This is a genomic window from Mycoplasma yeatsii GM274B (assembly GCF_000875755.1).
GTDB classification, from domain to species: Bacteria; Bacillota_I; Bacilli_A; order Mycoplasmatales; family Mycoplasmataceae; genus Mycoplasma; species Mycoplasma yeatsii.
On record NZ_CP007520.1, the window covers coordinates 721595 to 739694 of the forward strand.

Consider the following 18100-nt stretch of genomic DNA (forward strand, 5'->3'; position numbering starts at 1 on the left):
GTTATTGAGAATTTCTCTTAACTTTTCATTTAATTTCTTTTTCAAATGATAGTGTTTTAATTCTTGAAATAATTCTTTCAATTTTAATTTCTTCAACTGATGGATCTATATTATCAGCATATTTTTTATTAGTAGTTTTAATTCTTAAATTTTCTTTTAGTTGCTTAATTGAAAAATTAGAAGTAAAGAATGTCATTTTTTTATTTTCCATTCTATAATTTAATACTTCAAATAAAAAGTCATCACGTGATCAAGAAGACAAGTTTTCTCCACCAATATCATCTAAAAATAACACATCAACGTTTTTTAAATTTTCAACAATTTCTAGTCCTTTTTTACTTGTTCCATTAAAAGATCTTCTTACTTTATCAATAACTGATCTTAATGTACAAAACACAACTTTATAATCTTTAGATGAAAAAGTATTAGCTAGAATTTTAAAAATATAAGTTTTACCAACTCCAGGAGGACCATATAAATAAATACCTTTATGATTCCCTTTTTTTTGATTTTCTAAAGCGTATTTTAAAATCTTTGCTTTTTCTTTTTTTTCATTATTAGTTAATAAATTAAATTCTTCATTTGTTAATTCACTAAAATAATAATCTTTTGCAACTATAGAAAAATCTTTAACATCAAAATCAGTATATAAATAATTGTTTATAATTTTATCTAATTCTTGTTGTTGAAGTTTATGAACACAAGCGGTATTTTGAATATAAAAACGACCATTTTCAAAAACAATATTTACTTGATTACCCTTAGGGTTTTGCACACATTCTTTGTTAATATCACACTCTTTATAAAATAATAAAAAATCATCTAATATATCTTGATTTTTTAAAAGCACCTCATCGGTGATAGGTGTTTGACTTTTTTGTGATTCAATGATTAAACTATTTATTTTTTTATTATTCTTATATTTTTCTAGTTGCATATTATTCTCCTATAAAAGTGCTTCAAGTTCTTCAAAAATAGTTGTATTTTGAGATAATTGTTCATTTAAAAAATCATTTGCTAAATTAGATTCTAATAGATCGTTTGTTTGAATTATTTTATCAACATGAGCTGAACTATTTTTGATCTTTTTCAAGTAAGTCATTGTTTTTTCAGTGCTTTTTATATTTTTTTCATATAAAGTTTTAGCTATTTTTTGAATATATTTAACTACGATAGATCCATTATTTTTTTTATAACTAAAATCAATTAAACAATTAATAATTCCATCATTAAATTTGTATGTGTTTTTAATATTATCAATCGCATGAGCTCAAGCTGATAAATCAATATTATACTTAGCTTTACAATAATCATTTCAATGCATGTTATCAATAATTTGAATCATGTTTTGTTGATTTTGAGTTTTTTTAGTATTAGTTTTATTTTTTTGTTTTTCACTTGTAACTAAAGAAATTAATTCTCTTTCAAGTAAGATTAAATCAATTGATTTTTTATCAAAATCATATGAATTATTAATTAATAAAATTACTTCATTTTCAGTTAATTTTTTAATAATTAAAACATCAACAAGTATTTTTGCGAGATTTTCAGAACATAGATCTATAGTAATGTTTTGTTCTTTTAATTTAGTATCAATGTAATTTACATCTAAAACTTCTTTTAATTTTTCACAATTTGATGAATTAACTTTTAAGCTTGTTTTGTATTTTTTAGAATCATTCATAAATGAATAGTCAATGATATCAGCAAAATCAATATGAACTTCTTCAAATTCATCTTGATTAATTTTATTAACACCTTTTAACATAAACTTAGTAATTTCATAATTTTGTTCATCTAAAGTTTTTTCTAATAAATTATTTAAATAATCATTATTAAAAAAGTCTTTGCTTTTTAAAGGTGAAATTATTTGAAATTTAACTAGTTTTGATTGATCTTTTTTAACATAAACTTTAACAAGATTTAATGCATTTAAAATATCTAAAGCATCAACAATTTCTTTATGAGTCATTTGAGTAATACTACATAGTCTTTCTTCATCTAATCCTTGGTTTTTTAATTTAGAAGTGATGATATTTTCTTGAATCAATGTTAAAAATAAACTAACTGTTTTAGCTCCAATTAATGGTTGATATAAACATGTTAAGGTTTTGTATTCTTCAGCATCCAAAATTGGTGGACTATCTACTGAATATTTAAAGCCTTTTTTTAAAACTTCCATAATAATCCCCCTAATGCTTTTATATTAATAATATTAATATGTTTTAACCTTAAAATATTTTTAAAAGATTTAAATATTTTTCAATGTTATTTTCGTTTTATAACACAATTAAAAATAACTATTTAACATAGTGTTTAATATATGTTTTCCACTTTTCAACAACAGTTATTTTTGACAGTTATTACAATAGTATGTTCCTCTTTGATTTACTTGAATTTTTAAAATTTTTGATCCACATACTTTGCAATTTTTATTATTTTGTAAATGTACTTTTAATTCATTTTGATATTGACCTTTAACTCCAGGTAAAGATTCAAAATCATTAATTGTAGTTCCATTCATTTCAATAGCTTTTTGTAAAACTTGTTCAGCATTGTATATTATATCTTTTATTTGTTCTTTTGATAATAACTTAGAAGCTTTATTAGGTAAAATTTTTGATAAAAATAAAACTTCATTTACATAAATGTTTCCTAATCCAGCTATTATATTTTGATCTAGTAATAAAGTTTTAATTGCTTTATTACTATTTTTTGTTTTTGAATATAAATACTCAACTGTGGTTTGTCCATTTAATGGAACTGGTCCTAATTTATCTAATTTAGATTCTAATAAATAATTATCTTTATTATAAATATCTAAAGTTCCAAAACCTCTAGCATCATAAAATCTAAACACCATATCATCATCTAATAAAATTTCAGCTCTTAATCAAGATTGTTTATAACTGTAATTATTTTGTTGTTCAACTACTCATTTTCCAGTCATTCTTAAATGAGAAATAATTACATAATCATCTAGTTCAATAACAATATATTTCGCTTTATTAAAAACTTCGTTTATTTTTTGATTTTTAACTAGATTTTTAAAATCAAGTGCTGATTTAGTTTTAATAATTTTTTCTGAAAATATGTTTGCATCTTTAATTATTTTGTTTGTAATTTTGGGTTTGATAACTTTTACAACTGTACTAACTTCTGGTAATTCTGGCATATAAACTCCTATTTTAATCCATATCAAGTATTTGCTTGAGATTGTGACACTTCTAAATTAATAATCGCTTTATCATCAATATTTAATCATTTAATCATATCAACTAAAGCTGAACCCATTTTATCAACTACAATTTGTTTGACTTGATCTAATTCATTTAAAGGAACTTCTAAAATAATTTCATCGTGAATTTGACCTATCATAATAGTTTTTAAATTATTTAATTTTAATTCTTTAAAAATAGATATCATAGCTACTTTTAAAATATCTGAAGCAGTTCCTTGAATTGGCATATTAACAGCAATTCTTTCTCCAAATTTTCTAACTAAATATTGTTTAGATTCTAATTCTAAAAGATGTCTTTTTCTATTTGTTAATGTTGAAGAGTATTTATTTTCTTTAGCTTTTTGAATTTGATCTTGTTTAAATTGTAATAATCCAGGAAATGACTTATAGTAGTCTTCTATCATTTGCTTTGCGGTTTTAACATCAACATTTAAATCATTTGCTAAACCATAATCAGTTAAACCATATAGAATACCAAAATTAAATACTTTAGCCATTCTTCTTTGTTCAGGTGATACTTTTTGATCTTTTGATATATTAAAAATTAATCTAGCAGCTTGATCATGAATATCTTTATTAGCATTAAAAGTATCAATTAAAACTTGTTCTTTTGACATTTGAGCTAAAACTCTTAGTTCAATTTGAGAATAATCAAAACTTAAAAATGTTTTATCACTTGAAGTTGTAAATATTTTTCTTACTTGTTTTTGATCTTCATCTTGAATAGAAATATTTTGAATATTTGGATAAGCTGAACTTAATCTTCCAGTATTTGTTAAAGTGTGATTAAAAATTGTATGAATTTTATTATCATCATAAATAAATTTTTCAAAACCTTTTAAATAAGTTGTATATAATTTATGAAATTTTCTATGTTCAATTAATAGGTTAACAATAGGATGATAAGCTTGTAATTTTTCTAAAACATCTTTTGATGTAGCATTTTTATCTAGGTTTGGAAGATTAAGTTTATCGAATAATAATTCTTGAACTTGTTTTGGAGAAGCAAAATTAAAATCATCATCTATAATGTCATTTAAAATTTCTTTCATATCATTTTCAATGTTTTGAAGTTTAATTAAAATATTTTGAGTTTGAGTTTTTAATTCTTTTTTATCAATATAAATTCCTTGACGTTCAGCAACATATAATACTTCAATTAATAAATGATCTAATTTGTAATAAAGATCTAATGTATTAGTTTGTTTTAATTGATCGATTAATTTATCAAAATTGTTTTTTAAAATAATTGCTTTTTTAGTAATATATTCAGATTTTTTATCTAAATCAATATTTGGATTTTTCTTAACACCTTTTCCAAAAATATCTTCTTTGCTTTCTAAATATATTTTTGGATCAATCATTTTAATTTGATGTTCTAATTCTGATTTAGCAAAAGCGTTTAATGAATAACAAGCAACCATAAAATCAAAACTAAAATCAGTTACATAAACATCATAACCGTGATTTTTTAATAAATAAGTTGTTTTTTTAATATCATATGTAATTTTTTCTAACTTATCATCTTTTAAGAATTTTTCTAACTCAGTATCAATTAAACCATCAACAAAATCATCAAAAATACTCAATTGTTGAACTTGTTTTTTAAAATCAATATAAAAATTTCCTTTACTATTAGAAATACCAATTCCAATCATATTATCTAAATGATAATTTTCTTCTAGTGATTCAACATAAATATAATTTTTCTCATCATTATATTCTTTAGATCATTTTTTTAAAATAGTGATATTTGGTTTTTCTTCTTTTGTTTCATTTTCTTTATCCATATCACAAAGAGAATTAAATTTATTTATTAAAGAAAACATTTCATATTTAGTTAAGAATTTTTTAATATTTTTTGGATCTAAATTTATTGGATCAAATTCAAGTTCTTCAATATTAACATCAGTTTTAATTGTTGCTAATTTCTTGCATAAAAAAGCTGAGTCTTGATCGTTTTCTAATTTAGTTTTTGTTGATCCTGAAATTTGATTTATATTATTATAAATATTTTCTAAATTACCATATGTATTTATTAATTTGCTTGCTCCTTTATGACCAATTCCACTTACACCTTTTAAATTATCTGAACTATCACCCATAATAGCTTTTAAATCTGGAACTTGTTTTGGTAAAACTTCTCATAATTTAAACAATTCTTGTTCATTAATTACATCCGGATTTCCAATACCTTGTTTTGGTACAACACACACAGTTTTATTACTAATTAGTTGATACATATCTTTATCACTACTTAATATTTCAACACTAACTTCATCAAATTTTTGTTCAGCAACTTTTGCAATAGTTCCAACTATATCATCAGCTTCGACATCATCTCTTTCAAATCAACAAATGTTTGCAGAAGTTAAAAACTCTCTAATTATTGGTAACTGTTTTATTAACTCTTCAGGTGTTTTTTGTCTTCCTGCTTTATAATCTTTTAACATTTCATGTCTGAAAGTTTTTTTGCCTTTATCAAAAGCGATAAATAAACAATCATAAGGACCTCGCGAGTTTAAAACAGATAACATCATATTTATAAAAGAATAAACTGCATTTGTAGGTGTTCCAGTTGTTGTTCTCATAATTGGACTTGATGAATATGCCGTTGCATAATATGCTCTAAATAATAATGAGTTACCATCTATTATTAATATTTTTTTCATAATTTTCTCCTTAGATTTGTTTAATTAGTTTTACAAATTTTGCTGATATTTTATTTTGTCTTGTGTTAGGTTGAATTTCAATAATATAAGCTTTATTAACAATAAGTTTATCTTTAACTTGCTCATAATCATTTGCAAAAATAGTCACATCAACTTCTGAAGTACTATCAAATATTGAAACAAATGCCATTGTATTATTATTCTTATCTTTAATTTCTTTAATGTTTGAAATAAATCCAACAATAATTTGATTTTGATTTACTGTTAATTTTGAAATATCAACAGGGTTGTATTTTAAATTAGAGTTTTTAATTTTTAAAATAGGATTTGAATCAATAAAAAATCCATATAATTCTTTTTCAAACATAGCTAATGTTTCATCATCAAATTCATCATAATCAATTAGAATAACTTTTTCTTCATCACTTATATTTTTTAAATCTTTAAAGGCAACTGCTTGATCATAAATAATATCTAAATTTTTTAACATAGTTTGTTTATTTAAGTTTCACAAACTATCTAATGCTCCAGCTCTAATTAAAATTTGAATTGTACTTATTGATACTTTTTGATTAATCATAGCTAAAACAAAACTATTAATGTCTTTAAACATTTCTTTACTTTCTTTTTTTGCTTGTGATATTTTTTTAACAATTTCTATACCTATTCCTTTAATTGTTGTTAGTGGCATATAAATTTGTTTATTTCTTATTTGATAAGTTAGTGAAGTATTTAAAATAATCGGTTTATTTATCTTAATATTATATTCATTTAACTCTTTAATATATTGGTGTGTTTTTAATTCACTTCCAATCACTCCGCTTAATAAACTACTGTAGAATTCACAAGTATAATTAGCTTTAAAATATGCTAATCAATAACTTACATAAGAATATGAAATTGAGTGAGATTTATTAAATCCATAATTAGAAAATTTATCAATTCAGTTTCAAATTAAATTAGCTTTATTTGGTGATAAGTTGTTTAGTTTTATTGCATTATCAACAAATTCTTCTCTTGCTTGATGCATATAATCAGCATTTTTCTTACTCATAGCTCTTCTTACAATATCAGCTTTTGCTAGTGAAAAATTACCAACTTTTTTAAGCATTTGCATAACTTGTTCTTGATATACAATAACTCCATATGTTGATTTTAAAATATCATAAACACTATCATCAATAACTTTCAGATTAGGTAATTTTTTATTAGATAAATATTGTGGAATCATTTCTTGAGGACCAGGTCTATATAAAGCAGAAGCATCAGAAATACTTGATATAGAGTCAACTTTCATCTTAACGATTAAATCTGTCATTCCTTTAGATTCTAATTGAAATATACCTGAAGTATGTCCTTTTTGTAAAAGATTAAATGTTTTTCAATTATTTAATGGGATTTGGTTTAATTTAACATTAATATTGTAATTTTTTTGTATTAAATGTTTAATTTCTTGTAATGTTGTTAGATTTTTTAAACCTAAAATATCCATTTTAATTAAACCTATTTCTTCTAAATAACTCATATCATATTGAGTTTGAAAAATACCATTATAACCGATTTTAATTGGAGCAATTTGTCTTAAATCAACATCAGATAAAATAACTCCAGCAGCATGAGTTCCAGATTGTCTAGGTAGTCCAACAATCATATTCATAGCATCAAAAATAGTTTTAAAATTTTCATCTTGATAATAATCTTTTAATATTTTGTTTTCATTTACAAAATCTAAAAAATTAATATCTTTATCATGATCTAAAAGTTTAGATATTTTATTTACAATATTCATTTCAATTTTAAAAACTCTACATACATCTCTTCAAGCCATTTTATAACCAATTGTTTGATAAGTTGTTATTGTTGCAACATTATATTTTCCATATTTTTCAAATAAATATTCTAAAACTTCTTCACGTCTATTATCTTGAAAATCTACATCAATATCAGGAAGTGTTTGACGTTCAGGATTTAAAAATCTTTCAAACAATAGATCATATTTTAAAGGATCAACATCAGTAATTCTTAATAAAAAACTAACTAAACTACCTGCAGCACTACCACGTCCAGGACCTACCATAATATCTTGTTTTTTAGCAAAATTAACATAATCAGCAACTACTAAAAAATAATCACTAAATCCCATGTTTTTTATGACATTTAGTTCATATTCCAATCTTTTAAAATACTCTTTTGCATTAATTTGTTGATTATTTTTTTGGTTATATTTAATAAATGCTTTTAAAGATAATTCACATCTTTGTTTTAAAAATTCATTACTTGAAATATTGTCTGGTGTTTTGTATTTTATTAAATATTTTGTATCATTGTCAAAAAGATCAAAACTTACTTTTGAAAGTATTTCAATACTTACTTTTAAAATATTTTTTACCGAATAATTATTTTGTTCTAAAAAAGTTATATCAGGATAACAATTAAAAGAATCAATGTTTATTTCATCAAGAGTTTTAGTTTGTCTTATTGCAGTTAAAATTTTATAAACATCTTTTTGATCAGGATCTAAATAGTTAATTGGTTCTAAGTATAATTTCAATTCATCAGCATCATATAAATCATCATTTAAAATTATTTTTAAATTAGTTTTAAATTCTTGATCAGTAAAATTAGCTATAACTACAACATTTGTATTTATATTTTGATAAATATAATTTTTAATATCTTGATCAGAATGAGTAAAACCGTCATGTAAAAAACTAGATATATGACAAATAATTTGATAACCTAATCTATTTTTTGCATAAATACATAATCTAGTTTGATCGTCAAAATCTATGTTTAATCCAACAATTGGTTTAATATTATTTTTTTGAGATTTTTTAATAAATTCAGCAACACCAAACATAGTGTTTTTTTCACAATAAAAAGCATAATCAAAGTCATGCTTTTTAACAAAAGAAATGTAATCATCAATTTTAATTAATGAATCTAAAAAATTATATTCACTTTTAACTGTAAACAGTGGTGTAAAATTCATGATTTACCTCCTTTGTTTTAATTTTTATTCTTTATTTTCTAGGACTTCTCCATTTTTGAATACAAATTCAGTTATATGGTTTTGAATTGTTTCTTCTAAAAGTTCAGGTCATAAAATAGCATCTTCTTGAGCGATTGCTGTGTGAAGTCTAGGTTTTGTAACAGGTTGTTTTGGCACAAACATACTACATACATCATCAAATGGAAGAATTGAAGTTTCATATGTATCAATAAACTTAGAAATTTCAATAATTTCTTCTTTATCATATGTAATAACCGGTCTTAAAATAGGTATTAAACTTGTTCTGTTTATTACATCCATACTTTCAATAGTCTGACTAGCTACTTGACCTAAACTTTCACCTGTAATTAGAGCTTTGTAATTGTATTTATCAGCAATAGCGTTTGCTATTCTCATAAACATTCTTCTCATAATAGTTATCTTATAACTTTCTTCAGGAATATGTTGTAATTCTTGTAACATTAAAGCAAAATCACAAACATATAATCTAAAAGTTGATGAATTATATTTAGATAATTTTTTAGCTAAATCAAAAACTTTTTTTAATGCTTCAGCTGAAGTGTGAGGTGGAGTCATAAAGTGGATAAAATCAACATGCATACCTCTTTTTAAAGTTAAAAATGAAGCAACAGGCGAATCAATTCCACCACTTAATAAACTTAAACCTTTACCGCTAATTCCAACTGGTAATCCTTTTAAACCACTAATTCTATTATCAAAAACTTCAGCATGATCTTTTTTAATTACAACTTCTATTTTTAAATCAGGATTGTGAACATCAACAGATAAATTAGAACAAGCTTTTAAAATTTCTGGAGCTAATTTTTGTTTAATTTCAATACTTGTCAACGGAAATGATTTATCTTTTCTAGTTGCTTCTAATTTAAAAGTTTTTGCATTAGATTGTTCAACTATTTTTAAAATAGCATTTTTAATATCTTCAAGATCTTTTTTTGTGTGTTGAATAACTGATAATGAATAAATTCCAAAAACAGTTTTTAATTCTTCTAAAACATCATTTGAAATTTCATCATTAACTTTTAATATTAAAGAATTATTATCTTTAATATATTCAATATCATCTTTATTAAATCTTTTTAACTTAAATTTAATGTTAGAAATTAACTTATCAACGAATCTGAATCTGTTATTTCCTTTTAATGTTAATTCACCATATCTTATTAAAATGTGTTTCATGTTTTCTCCTAACTTCTAAATTTTATTTTCATTAAATAAATCTATACCTAACTCAATAGTTCTTTTATAATCTTTTAACTCATAAGCATTCATTATTTCATTTATTTTCTTATTAGAATTATTTTTATAATCTAAATAACGATTAGCATAAGTCACAACATACTGAGCTAATTTATCTAACATAACTTCGTCAATAACATTATGTTTAATATAAATTGTTTTTCTTAATTGAACATCTAATTTTTTTAACATTGCATCAAAATTATCTGGTGAAGATAAAATAGCATTATTTTTCTTTTCAATATCTTCTAAATCTTGATATCTAGCTTTAATTTTATTTTTATATTGTTGTAAGTTTTTAATATCACTATGTTTGTAAATAATTGATTCAGTACACAATAATGTAGTTCTAATGTTGTCTAGTTTTGATTCAACTTCTTCTAAGAATGAATCTTTAGTTCTTAAAATAGAATAAATTTCTATAAAGTCATTATAATAACTTTCTAATCTGGTTAAAATATTTTTTATTTGATATGCACATTTATATAACACTGAATAAGCTTCTATTGAATATTTAAACTTAATAAATTTAGAACAAATAATTTTGTATTCATCATTAATTGAATCAATAAAAGGTTTAATAGCATAGTATTTTCCTTTAGCTATATCAATGTCGTTTTTTAATGAAGTATTTAAAAGAATTAATTGTTCTATTTTTTTACTTTCATTTTCAAACTCTTTTATAATGTTTTGAATTTTTCCAATATTATTTTCAAAGAATATAAAAACTTTATCTTCAAATTTTAAATAAGAACTTAATCTATCAATATCATTAAATAATTGTTGATATTGATTTGTCGCTGAATCAATTTTTCCATTATATATAAACTGTGATATTTTTTCTTTATGTTCTTTAAAATTATTATTTATATCATCAAGTTTATGATCTTTATCATTTTTAAGAATTAATTGTTTATTAATTTCTTCTAGTTTTTGATATAAAGTACCATTTTTTTCTAATGACATAGCTATTCGGTGAGTTTTATCAATAAACTTAATACATCTAGAGATTCCTTCAGATAAATTAATGATTTTTTTAAACGCTTCTTCAAACTTACCTATCTTGATATAATAATCGCAAATAGTAATTTTTTTATTAATTACTTGTTTATACTCTTCAATAATTGAGACATTAACTTTTAATTCATTTTGCTCTTTTTTTAGATCTACAAAATCAAAAATTTCATTAGCAGTTTCTTGAATAATAATTTTAGTATCTCTTAATAAAAACTCAACTTCAGTTACTTTTTGAGTTTCATAATATATATCTCTAACATTTAATTCTAAGTTTTTAGATACTTCTAAAAGTTTATTTGCTCTGTGTAAATTTTTTATAGAAGGAAATCTTTTTGATTTAAAACTTCATTTATTGACACCAAAATATTGACTTACATTTTCAATTAATTCAGGTAGTTGAATTTTATAAATTTCATAGTATTTTACTTTTCATATTTCAATATCTTGTTTTAAATTTTCATTACTAGAATTTTCAACAATAAAATTCATTCTATTTAAACGATTAGGTAGCGGGTGTTTTAAAATTCTTTCAATAATATTTGTTGTTTTAAAAGCTTTACTAATAATATTTTTATAAATTGTCAACATTGATACACTAATAAGTAAACCAAAAAAACCTATTCCAAAAGCAACATATGAAATAAGCTCAATAATTCTATTTGAACTAAAAATAAATATAGGATTTATGATCATTTTCATTGCTTTTGCTCCTTTTTTCTAAAATAAATTATACCAAAATAGACTAACTATTAAGATAAGTGAAAATAAAGTTGTTGGTGATTGTTTTAGAGTTTAGATGTATCTTATTTCATTTCTAATCCTTTCATTTTAATGAAAGGTTTTGTGAGATTGATCTAACACCAGTTTTGATATCAATTGGATTGGGTTCGTCTTTTCAGTTGACAATAACTTTTCATATTAAACCTTTTTCGATATTATCAATTGGATTAAAATTTTAAAATATTATCATTAATACTATAGAAAAGGAGTGACAACTAATGAAAAATATAGAACACAATAGCAGAATCATACCATGAGATTCAATTCCTGAAGAAGATCTTTTAAAACGTGCAAAAGAAGTGGCTGAAGAAGTTGCAAATGATAAAGAGTTTGTTGCTCTTTTAAAAAGACTAGAAAAGATGTAATACATAATAAAAAGACTCATGAGAGTCTTTTTCTTTTAATAATTTATAGTGTAATTTTTATCAATACTTTTTGTATTTGTATGGATAATATAATGATTTTCAGTAGTTTATAATTCATATAAAAATATGTTAATAGGCTCACTTCATTTATCATTAATATTCTTATACGTGATATTTAAACCACTTGATAAACATGATGAATACTGTTGATGACGATAATTGTTGATAGCATTTGATTCTTACTTACTTTAGCAAACATTAAACTAGTAAAAAAATAAAACCGTACTTTAAAATCAAAATTTAACAAAAGCTCTTAACTATAAAAGTAAATACCTACTTAAATATTTGAAGTCATAGTAATGGTTGAAAAATTACTAAGCCAAATAAAAAACTAAGATTTTTAAGACAATTTTTAAGACAAAATAGTTATGTTGGTTTTTTATATAAGTACTTCACATCTGTTAGGAGTTTTTCGTTTTAAATGTTTTATTTTTTTTATTGTTATATCATTTAATAAATTATTTGATTTCATTTTTTAATTGGTTGAAAGTTGGTTTTCATACAGCTTTTTAAAATCAAAAAACATTTCTGACTTTAATATTAAAAAGAAATATAGATCTGTTTTTATTATCAAATTTTAACTCTTTTTTTAGGAGAAATATACATTTTGTCTTCTGGTTGAATGTTGAAAGCTTTAACAAACTCTTCATTATTAGCTGTCTGGATGTTAGCTCTTAATTCAGCAGGTGCGTGTGGGTCTTGTTCTAGTAAACGTTTAGCACGTTCAGGTTTAAATTTAGCTTTTCAAGCTTTTGCTCAATTAATGAAGAATTTTTCAGCACTATAGTCAGGTTCTCTTTTAGCAGCTTCTAATGCACAACTTACACCACCAGCATCAGCAATATTTTCACTAACAGTTAGTTGACCATTGCATTTACCATAATCAGTTTCAACATCGTCAAAAAGATCAATCATTGCTTTGATTTTATTGGTAAATTTAGCAAAATCCTCTTGTGTTCATCACATTTTTAAACAACCTTTTTCATCAAAATTAGCACCATTATTGTCAAATGCATGTGAAATTTCATGAGCAATTATAGCTCCAATACCACCATAATTTTCTGAGGTTGTATGTTTAATTGAATAGAAGGTACCTTGTAATATTCCAGCTGGAAAAACAATGTGATTGTACATTGGGTGGTAGTAGGCATTAACTTGGTATGGGGTCATAATTCAATAGTTTTTATTAATTGGTTGTTTATATTGATTTAAATTGTATTTATGTAATATTTCATTAAATTTTAAAACATTTTCAATCAATGAATTTGATGATGTTGTTAGTTCACTATAATAAGGTCTTAATTCAGTAGGATATCCAATATGTGCATTTAAAGTATTCAATTTTAAAATTGCTTTATCGATTGTATTTTGACTCAATCAGGTGTTTTTTTGCAATCTTTTTTTGTATATTTCAATCATATGTTTAACCATTTTTTCAACATCACTTTTAGCTTTTGCACCTAATTGTTTTTTACCAAAATATACACCTATTGGCATAGAAAAGAATTTTAATGCTAAATTTAAGGCATGTTTATTTTTATTTTCAACCTTGTCTTGACCACTTACAAATAGCGAATATTTAGATGCTAAAGTACGAGTTTTTTCATCTAGATATGGTGCAAAAGTTAAAACTAATTTAATAAGCATTCAAGCCCTAATTAATTCAAAGTTTTTTTCGTTTAAGATTTTATCAATATTTAATGCAAAATTATCATCTGAAAAAATTATTTTATCAACTTCATCATTAATTACTTTACTTACTATGCTAGCAATATTAAAATGCTTGGTCTTAGCAACAATTTTTTTGTAATCATAAGGTTTATAAAGTTCAGTATAACGAACTTTTTGTAGCGAAGTTAGTGAGTATTTAGCAATAATTTCATCAAACTTTAAAGCTTTGTGAATGATTTTATTAATTTCAGAAGTGTCTTTAATAAATAGTGTTAATAACTTTCTAGCCATTGCTTTAAATGATTTTAGAAACACTGCTTTTTGTTCTTTTGTATCATAGTGACTTTTGTCAGGAAGAATATGATTAGCAATACTTGCATAAAGAGTCTGGATTGATGGATCTAAAAAGTCTAAAAAAACACCAAAACTAATAGGTAGCTCATAGCCTCTTAACATAAATTTCACATAGTTGTCTTGTAGCTCTTTTAGTGATTAAAGATTTAAAATTTCATCAAAATAAGGCTTTAGTGGACTTACACCTAACTCGTTTCTTTTTTCAATATCACTTGTTAATTTGTAGAAATTGGCAAAATTAATTAAGTTAACATCACTTAATTTGTTTGTCTTGTTTTGTTGTAAAATTTTCTTTGCTATACGTGTAACTATTTTTTCATTGCGAATTTCTAGTTCATCAAATTCACTTATTGAAGAGCGATCTGATGGAATTTTAGCTGTTTCTAATCATTCATTATTAATAGCCTTGAATAGATTATCTTTTACATTATATTTCATTGCGACTCCTTATTTGAGTAATCTCTCATAGATTTTATTTTAAGTTGTCATAGATATTTTGCTAAATAATTTCTTTCTACCTACAACAAAAACTTAAGAACAACATTAGTTGACTTGTTTTTTATTATATCACTATTAAATAACACGTTTAAATAATAAGAATTAGTTTAAAACTAAACAGACTAACACCTATTGAATATGCAAGACAGGACACCGCTTAAAAAAGTCCGGATTTCGGGGTACCGAGCAATGTAATATGTAAAAAAAGACTCATGAGAGTCTTTTTTTAATAGTTTTATAACCCTAATTCTTCATCAGTTTTTAATTCTAAAGCTGAACCAATATAAGCAAATATTTCTGGGCTTTGTTTTATATATTTGCCTTCTAATATTCTTATAACACTTTCAATAGTATCTTTTAACGGTACATATTGACCAGGACTTTTTGTGAAATGTTCAGTCATAAAGAAGTTTTGAGTAAAGAAATTTTCTAATTGTAAAGCTTTTTTAACAATAATTTTATTTTCAGCATCTAGTTCATCAAATCCTAAAATTAAAATTACATCTTCTAAATCCTTGTATGCTTTTAAGATTTTTTTAACTTCTAAAATAGCTTCAAAATGTTTTTTACCAATAAGAGATTCATCTAATGAACTTGATGAACTTGCTAGCGGATCAAAAGCAGGAAGAATATTTTTTGCAGCTTGATCTCTTGATAAAACTAAATTTGAATCTAAGTGATTAAAAACTGCAACAGCTGAAGGATCACTTAAATCATCCATTGGTAAAAACACTGTTTGAAATGAAGTAATTGATGCATTTTGATTTTTAAATAAACGATCTTGGATATTTGCTACATCACTTTCTAATGTAGATTGATAACCTCCAATTGAAGGTTTTTTACCAAGTGTTGCACTAACTTCATTTTCTGCTTGAATAAAACGATAAATATTATCTATAAATAGTAAAACATCTTCTTTTTTATAATCTCTTAAATATTCAGCAGCAGTTACTCCAATTGGTACAATCGACATTCTAGCTCCTGGAGATTCATTCATTTTTGAAATATACATTGTTGAATTTTTCATAAGATCAGATTGAACTAATTCATCATAAAGTTCAATCGCTTCTCTAGAACGTTCTCCTGAACCAATAAAAATATTTGAAGTATTTTTATATCTATTATTTACATTAAAAATAATCTCTTTCATAAGAACTGTTTTACCAACACCAGCCCCACCAAAAATACCTAATTTAAATCCTTTAAAAATAGGTATGAAAAAATCAATTGCTTTAATTCCTGTTTCAATAAATTCATTTTCAACATTTATCTGTCTTTTATTATTAATAATTGAATTCATTTCAATTAAATCAACATCTTTATTATTCTCATTATTTAATGAAATTCCTGAAAAACTATAAATATTATTTTTTGCTTTATCTCCAACTGGAACCATAAAACTTTTATTTGTGTTTTTAACTACATCACTTATTGAAATAGATCTAGATGAATAAATAACAATCGCTCTAATATGAGTATTACTAATAATACTTTTAACTAGTAAATATGTAGTGTTATTATGAGTTGTTAGTAAATGATTAACTAAAGGTAAATGTTTAGAATCAAATTCGATATCTATAACATCTCCTGATATACTAATAATTTTTCCATCCATTATTTATCACCTAATTTCTGTGCAGCTTTTTCTAAAAATGATTTATCTATTTCTAAAAAATCATAATCATTTTCTATATCTCAATTTAAATCTAAATAATCAGAATATTGTTTTAATGCAAATAAGAAATAGTTTCTTGTCATTTCTTCATCATATTGATCACTTGATTTAATAAGTTCAAATTGTCTTTGTCCTTCGTTGTGATTATTAATAAAATAATCTAAAAATAATAATGCTTTTTGTTCGTCTTTAATAGTTTTAATTAATGATCATTGAATAATTTTGCTCATCATTAAAATGAAATTGTAAGTGTATAACAAATATCCTTTTTGTAAGAATAGCTTATCTATCATTTTTCCTTTATACATTAAATCAGCAACTTGATCATTTAACTTATAATCTAATGAAGCAAGTTTTAATTGACGTTTATATTTTCTGTAAGTTTTACCAATATCGCTAGCAATTTTTGTCATTGATTTATTTTGAACACTACTTCCGGTTCTTGAAACTGAAAAGTCAATATCAATAGCAGGAAGTACTCCTCGAGAAAATAACTTACTACTTGTGACAATTTGTCCATCAGTAATTGAAATCACATTTGATGCAACTAAACTAGTTAGATCATTATCAGTAGTTTGAATAATTGGCAGTGCAGTAATTGTTTTTGTATTTTTAAATGATCCAGCACGTTCTAATAATTGAGAATGAGAAAAAAACATATCTCCAGGCATCGCTTCTTTTCCTACTGGTCTATTACTTAGTAATGCTATTTCTCTAAAAATATTGGCATGTTTTGTTAGATCATCAAAAATAATTAACACATCATCAGTAAGTGAGATATTTTCAGCATGAGCCATTCCGATATAAGGAGCTAGATATTGTTCATATGCACTAGTTGCAGGAGCATCAATAATAATAGTATTTTTTAAAGCATCATACTTTTCTAAAGTATTGTAAATTCTTGAAATAGTTTCTCTTTTTTGACCAATTGCAACATAAACACATTTAACACCTTTTTGTGATTGATTAATTACTGTATTTAATGCTATATGAGTTTTTCCAGTTTGACGATCTCCAATAATTAATTCACGTTGACCTTTTCCTATAGGAATCAATAAATCAATTGCAGTTAATCCGGTATAAAGTTGTTCATTTAATCTTTGAACTCTCATTAAATCTTGATTTACTTTAAATATTTTACTTGAAGCATCGTTTTTATCTTTTTTAATAACTTCATTAGCAGGTAAAATTGCATTTCCATAAATATCAATTACTTTATTAAAATGTTGTTTACTAGTAAATACTTCATCTGATTGATCTGATAATTCTATTTCATCACCAATAGATAATTTTTGACCTTCTAAATTAGCTAGTAGATATGCAAAATTTTCTGAAGCACTAATTAAAAATAACCTAACATCATTATTTTTTACTGAGGTAAAAACTTGTTGTTGACAATAATCGAAACTTCCTTCAACTTGAACAATATAATCATAAATTGCTACAACTTTAGGATTAGTATTTGAAACTTTTTTGTTTATTTTTGAGTTCATTTTT

11 protein-coding genes and 1 pseudogene are annotated in these 18100 nt (G+C 23.7%); 1 reads left to right on the forward strand and 11 read right to left on the reverse strand.

Features of this window, described 5'->3' with window-relative positions; all coding sequences use genetic code 4:
• Position 1: 1 nt before the first annotated feature.
• The 7 genes from MYE_RS03120 to MYE_RS03150 all read right to left on the reverse strand — a co-directional run bounded on the left by MYE_RS03120 (position 2) and on the right by MYE_RS03150 (position 11899).
• Positions 2-937, reverse strand: a complete 936-nt coding sequence (locus MYE_RS03120; protein WP_042733482.1) for an ATP-binding protein — start codon at positions 935-937, stop codon at positions 2-4.
• A gap of 9 nt (positions 938-946) precedes the next feature.
• The gene (locus MYE_RS03125) at positions 947-2182 is read right to left on the reverse strand and encodes a DnaD domain protein (RefSeq protein WP_042733483.1); all 1236 of its coding nucleotides are present in this window, start codon (positions 2180-2182) and stop codon (positions 947-949) included.
• Positions 2183-2347: 165 nt separating this feature from the next.
• Positions 2348-3175, reverse strand: coding sequence for a DNA-formamidopyrimidine glycosylase (gene mutM, locus MYE_RS03130; protein ID WP_042733484.1), 828 nt, complete (start codon positions 3173-3175; stop codon positions 2348-2350).
• Between the two features lie 8 nt (positions 3176-3183).
• The gene (gene polA, locus MYE_RS03135; protein WP_042733485.1) at positions 3184-5913 is read right to left on the reverse strand and encodes a DNA polymerase I; all 2730 of its coding nucleotides are present in this window, start codon (positions 5911-5913) and stop codon (positions 3184-3186) included.
• A gap of 10 nt (positions 5914-5923) precedes the next feature.
• Positions 5924-8905 (reverse strand): DNA polymerase III subunit alpha, encoded by a 2982-nt coding sequence (gene dnaE / locus MYE_RS03140; RefSeq protein ID WP_042733486.1) that lies wholly within the window; start codon positions 8903-8905, stop codon positions 5924-5926.
• Between the two features lie 24 nt (positions 8906-8929).
• On the reverse strand, positions 8930-10123 hold the full coding sequence (thiI, locus tag MYE_RS03145) for a tRNA uracil 4-sulfurtransferase ThiI (protein ID WP_042733487.1): 1194 nt from the start codon (positions 10121-10123) through the stop codon (positions 8930-8932).
• 15 nt (positions 10124-10138) lie between these two features.
• The gene (locus MYE_RS03150; protein WP_052491425.1) at positions 10139-11899 is read right to left on the reverse strand and encodes a hypothetical protein; all 1761 of its coding nucleotides are present in this window, start codon (positions 11897-11899) and stop codon (positions 10139-10141) included.
• Positions 11900-12198: 299 nt separating this feature from the next.
• Here MYE_RS03150 and MYE_RS04300 point away from each other — a divergent pair, with 299 nt between their 5' ends.
• On the forward strand, positions 12199-12345 hold the full coding sequence (locus MYE_RS04300; RefSeq protein WP_168222650.1) for a hypothetical protein: 147 nt from the start codon (positions 12199-12201) through the stop codon (positions 12343-12345).
• A gap of 627 nt (positions 12346-12972) precedes the next feature.
• Here MYE_RS04300 and MYE_RS04445 read toward each other — a convergent pair.
• From MYE_RS04445 to MYE_RS03170, 4 genes and pseudogenes are all read right to left on the reverse strand, one after another.
• Positions 12973-13575: a M13-type metalloendopeptidase gene (locus tag MYE_RS04445; protein WP_330216773.1), complete on the reverse strand. Its 603-nt coding sequence runs from the start codon at positions 13573-13575 to the stop codon at positions 12973-12975.
• Positions 13576-13725: 150 nt separating this feature from the next.
• A pseudogene (locus tag MYE_RS04450) lies at positions 13726-14868 on the reverse strand (M13 family peptidase); the annotation flags it as partial.
• 295 nt (positions 14869-15163) lie between these two features.
• Complete coding sequence (locus MYE_RS03165; protein ID WP_042733490.1) at positions 15164-16543, reverse strand: MSC_0618 family F1-like ATPase beta subunit; 1380 nt, start codon at positions 16541-16543, stop codon at positions 15164-15166.
• The gene (locus MYE_RS03170; RefSeq protein WP_042733491.1) at positions 16543-18096 is read right to left on the reverse strand and encodes an MSC_0619 family F1-like ATPase alpha subunit; all 1554 of its coding nucleotides are present in this window, start codon (positions 18094-18096) and stop codon (positions 16543-16545) included. The genes MYE_RS03165 and MYE_RS03170 overlap by 1 nt, the downstream gene beginning before the upstream one ends.
• Positions 18097-18100: the final 4 nt, after the last annotated feature.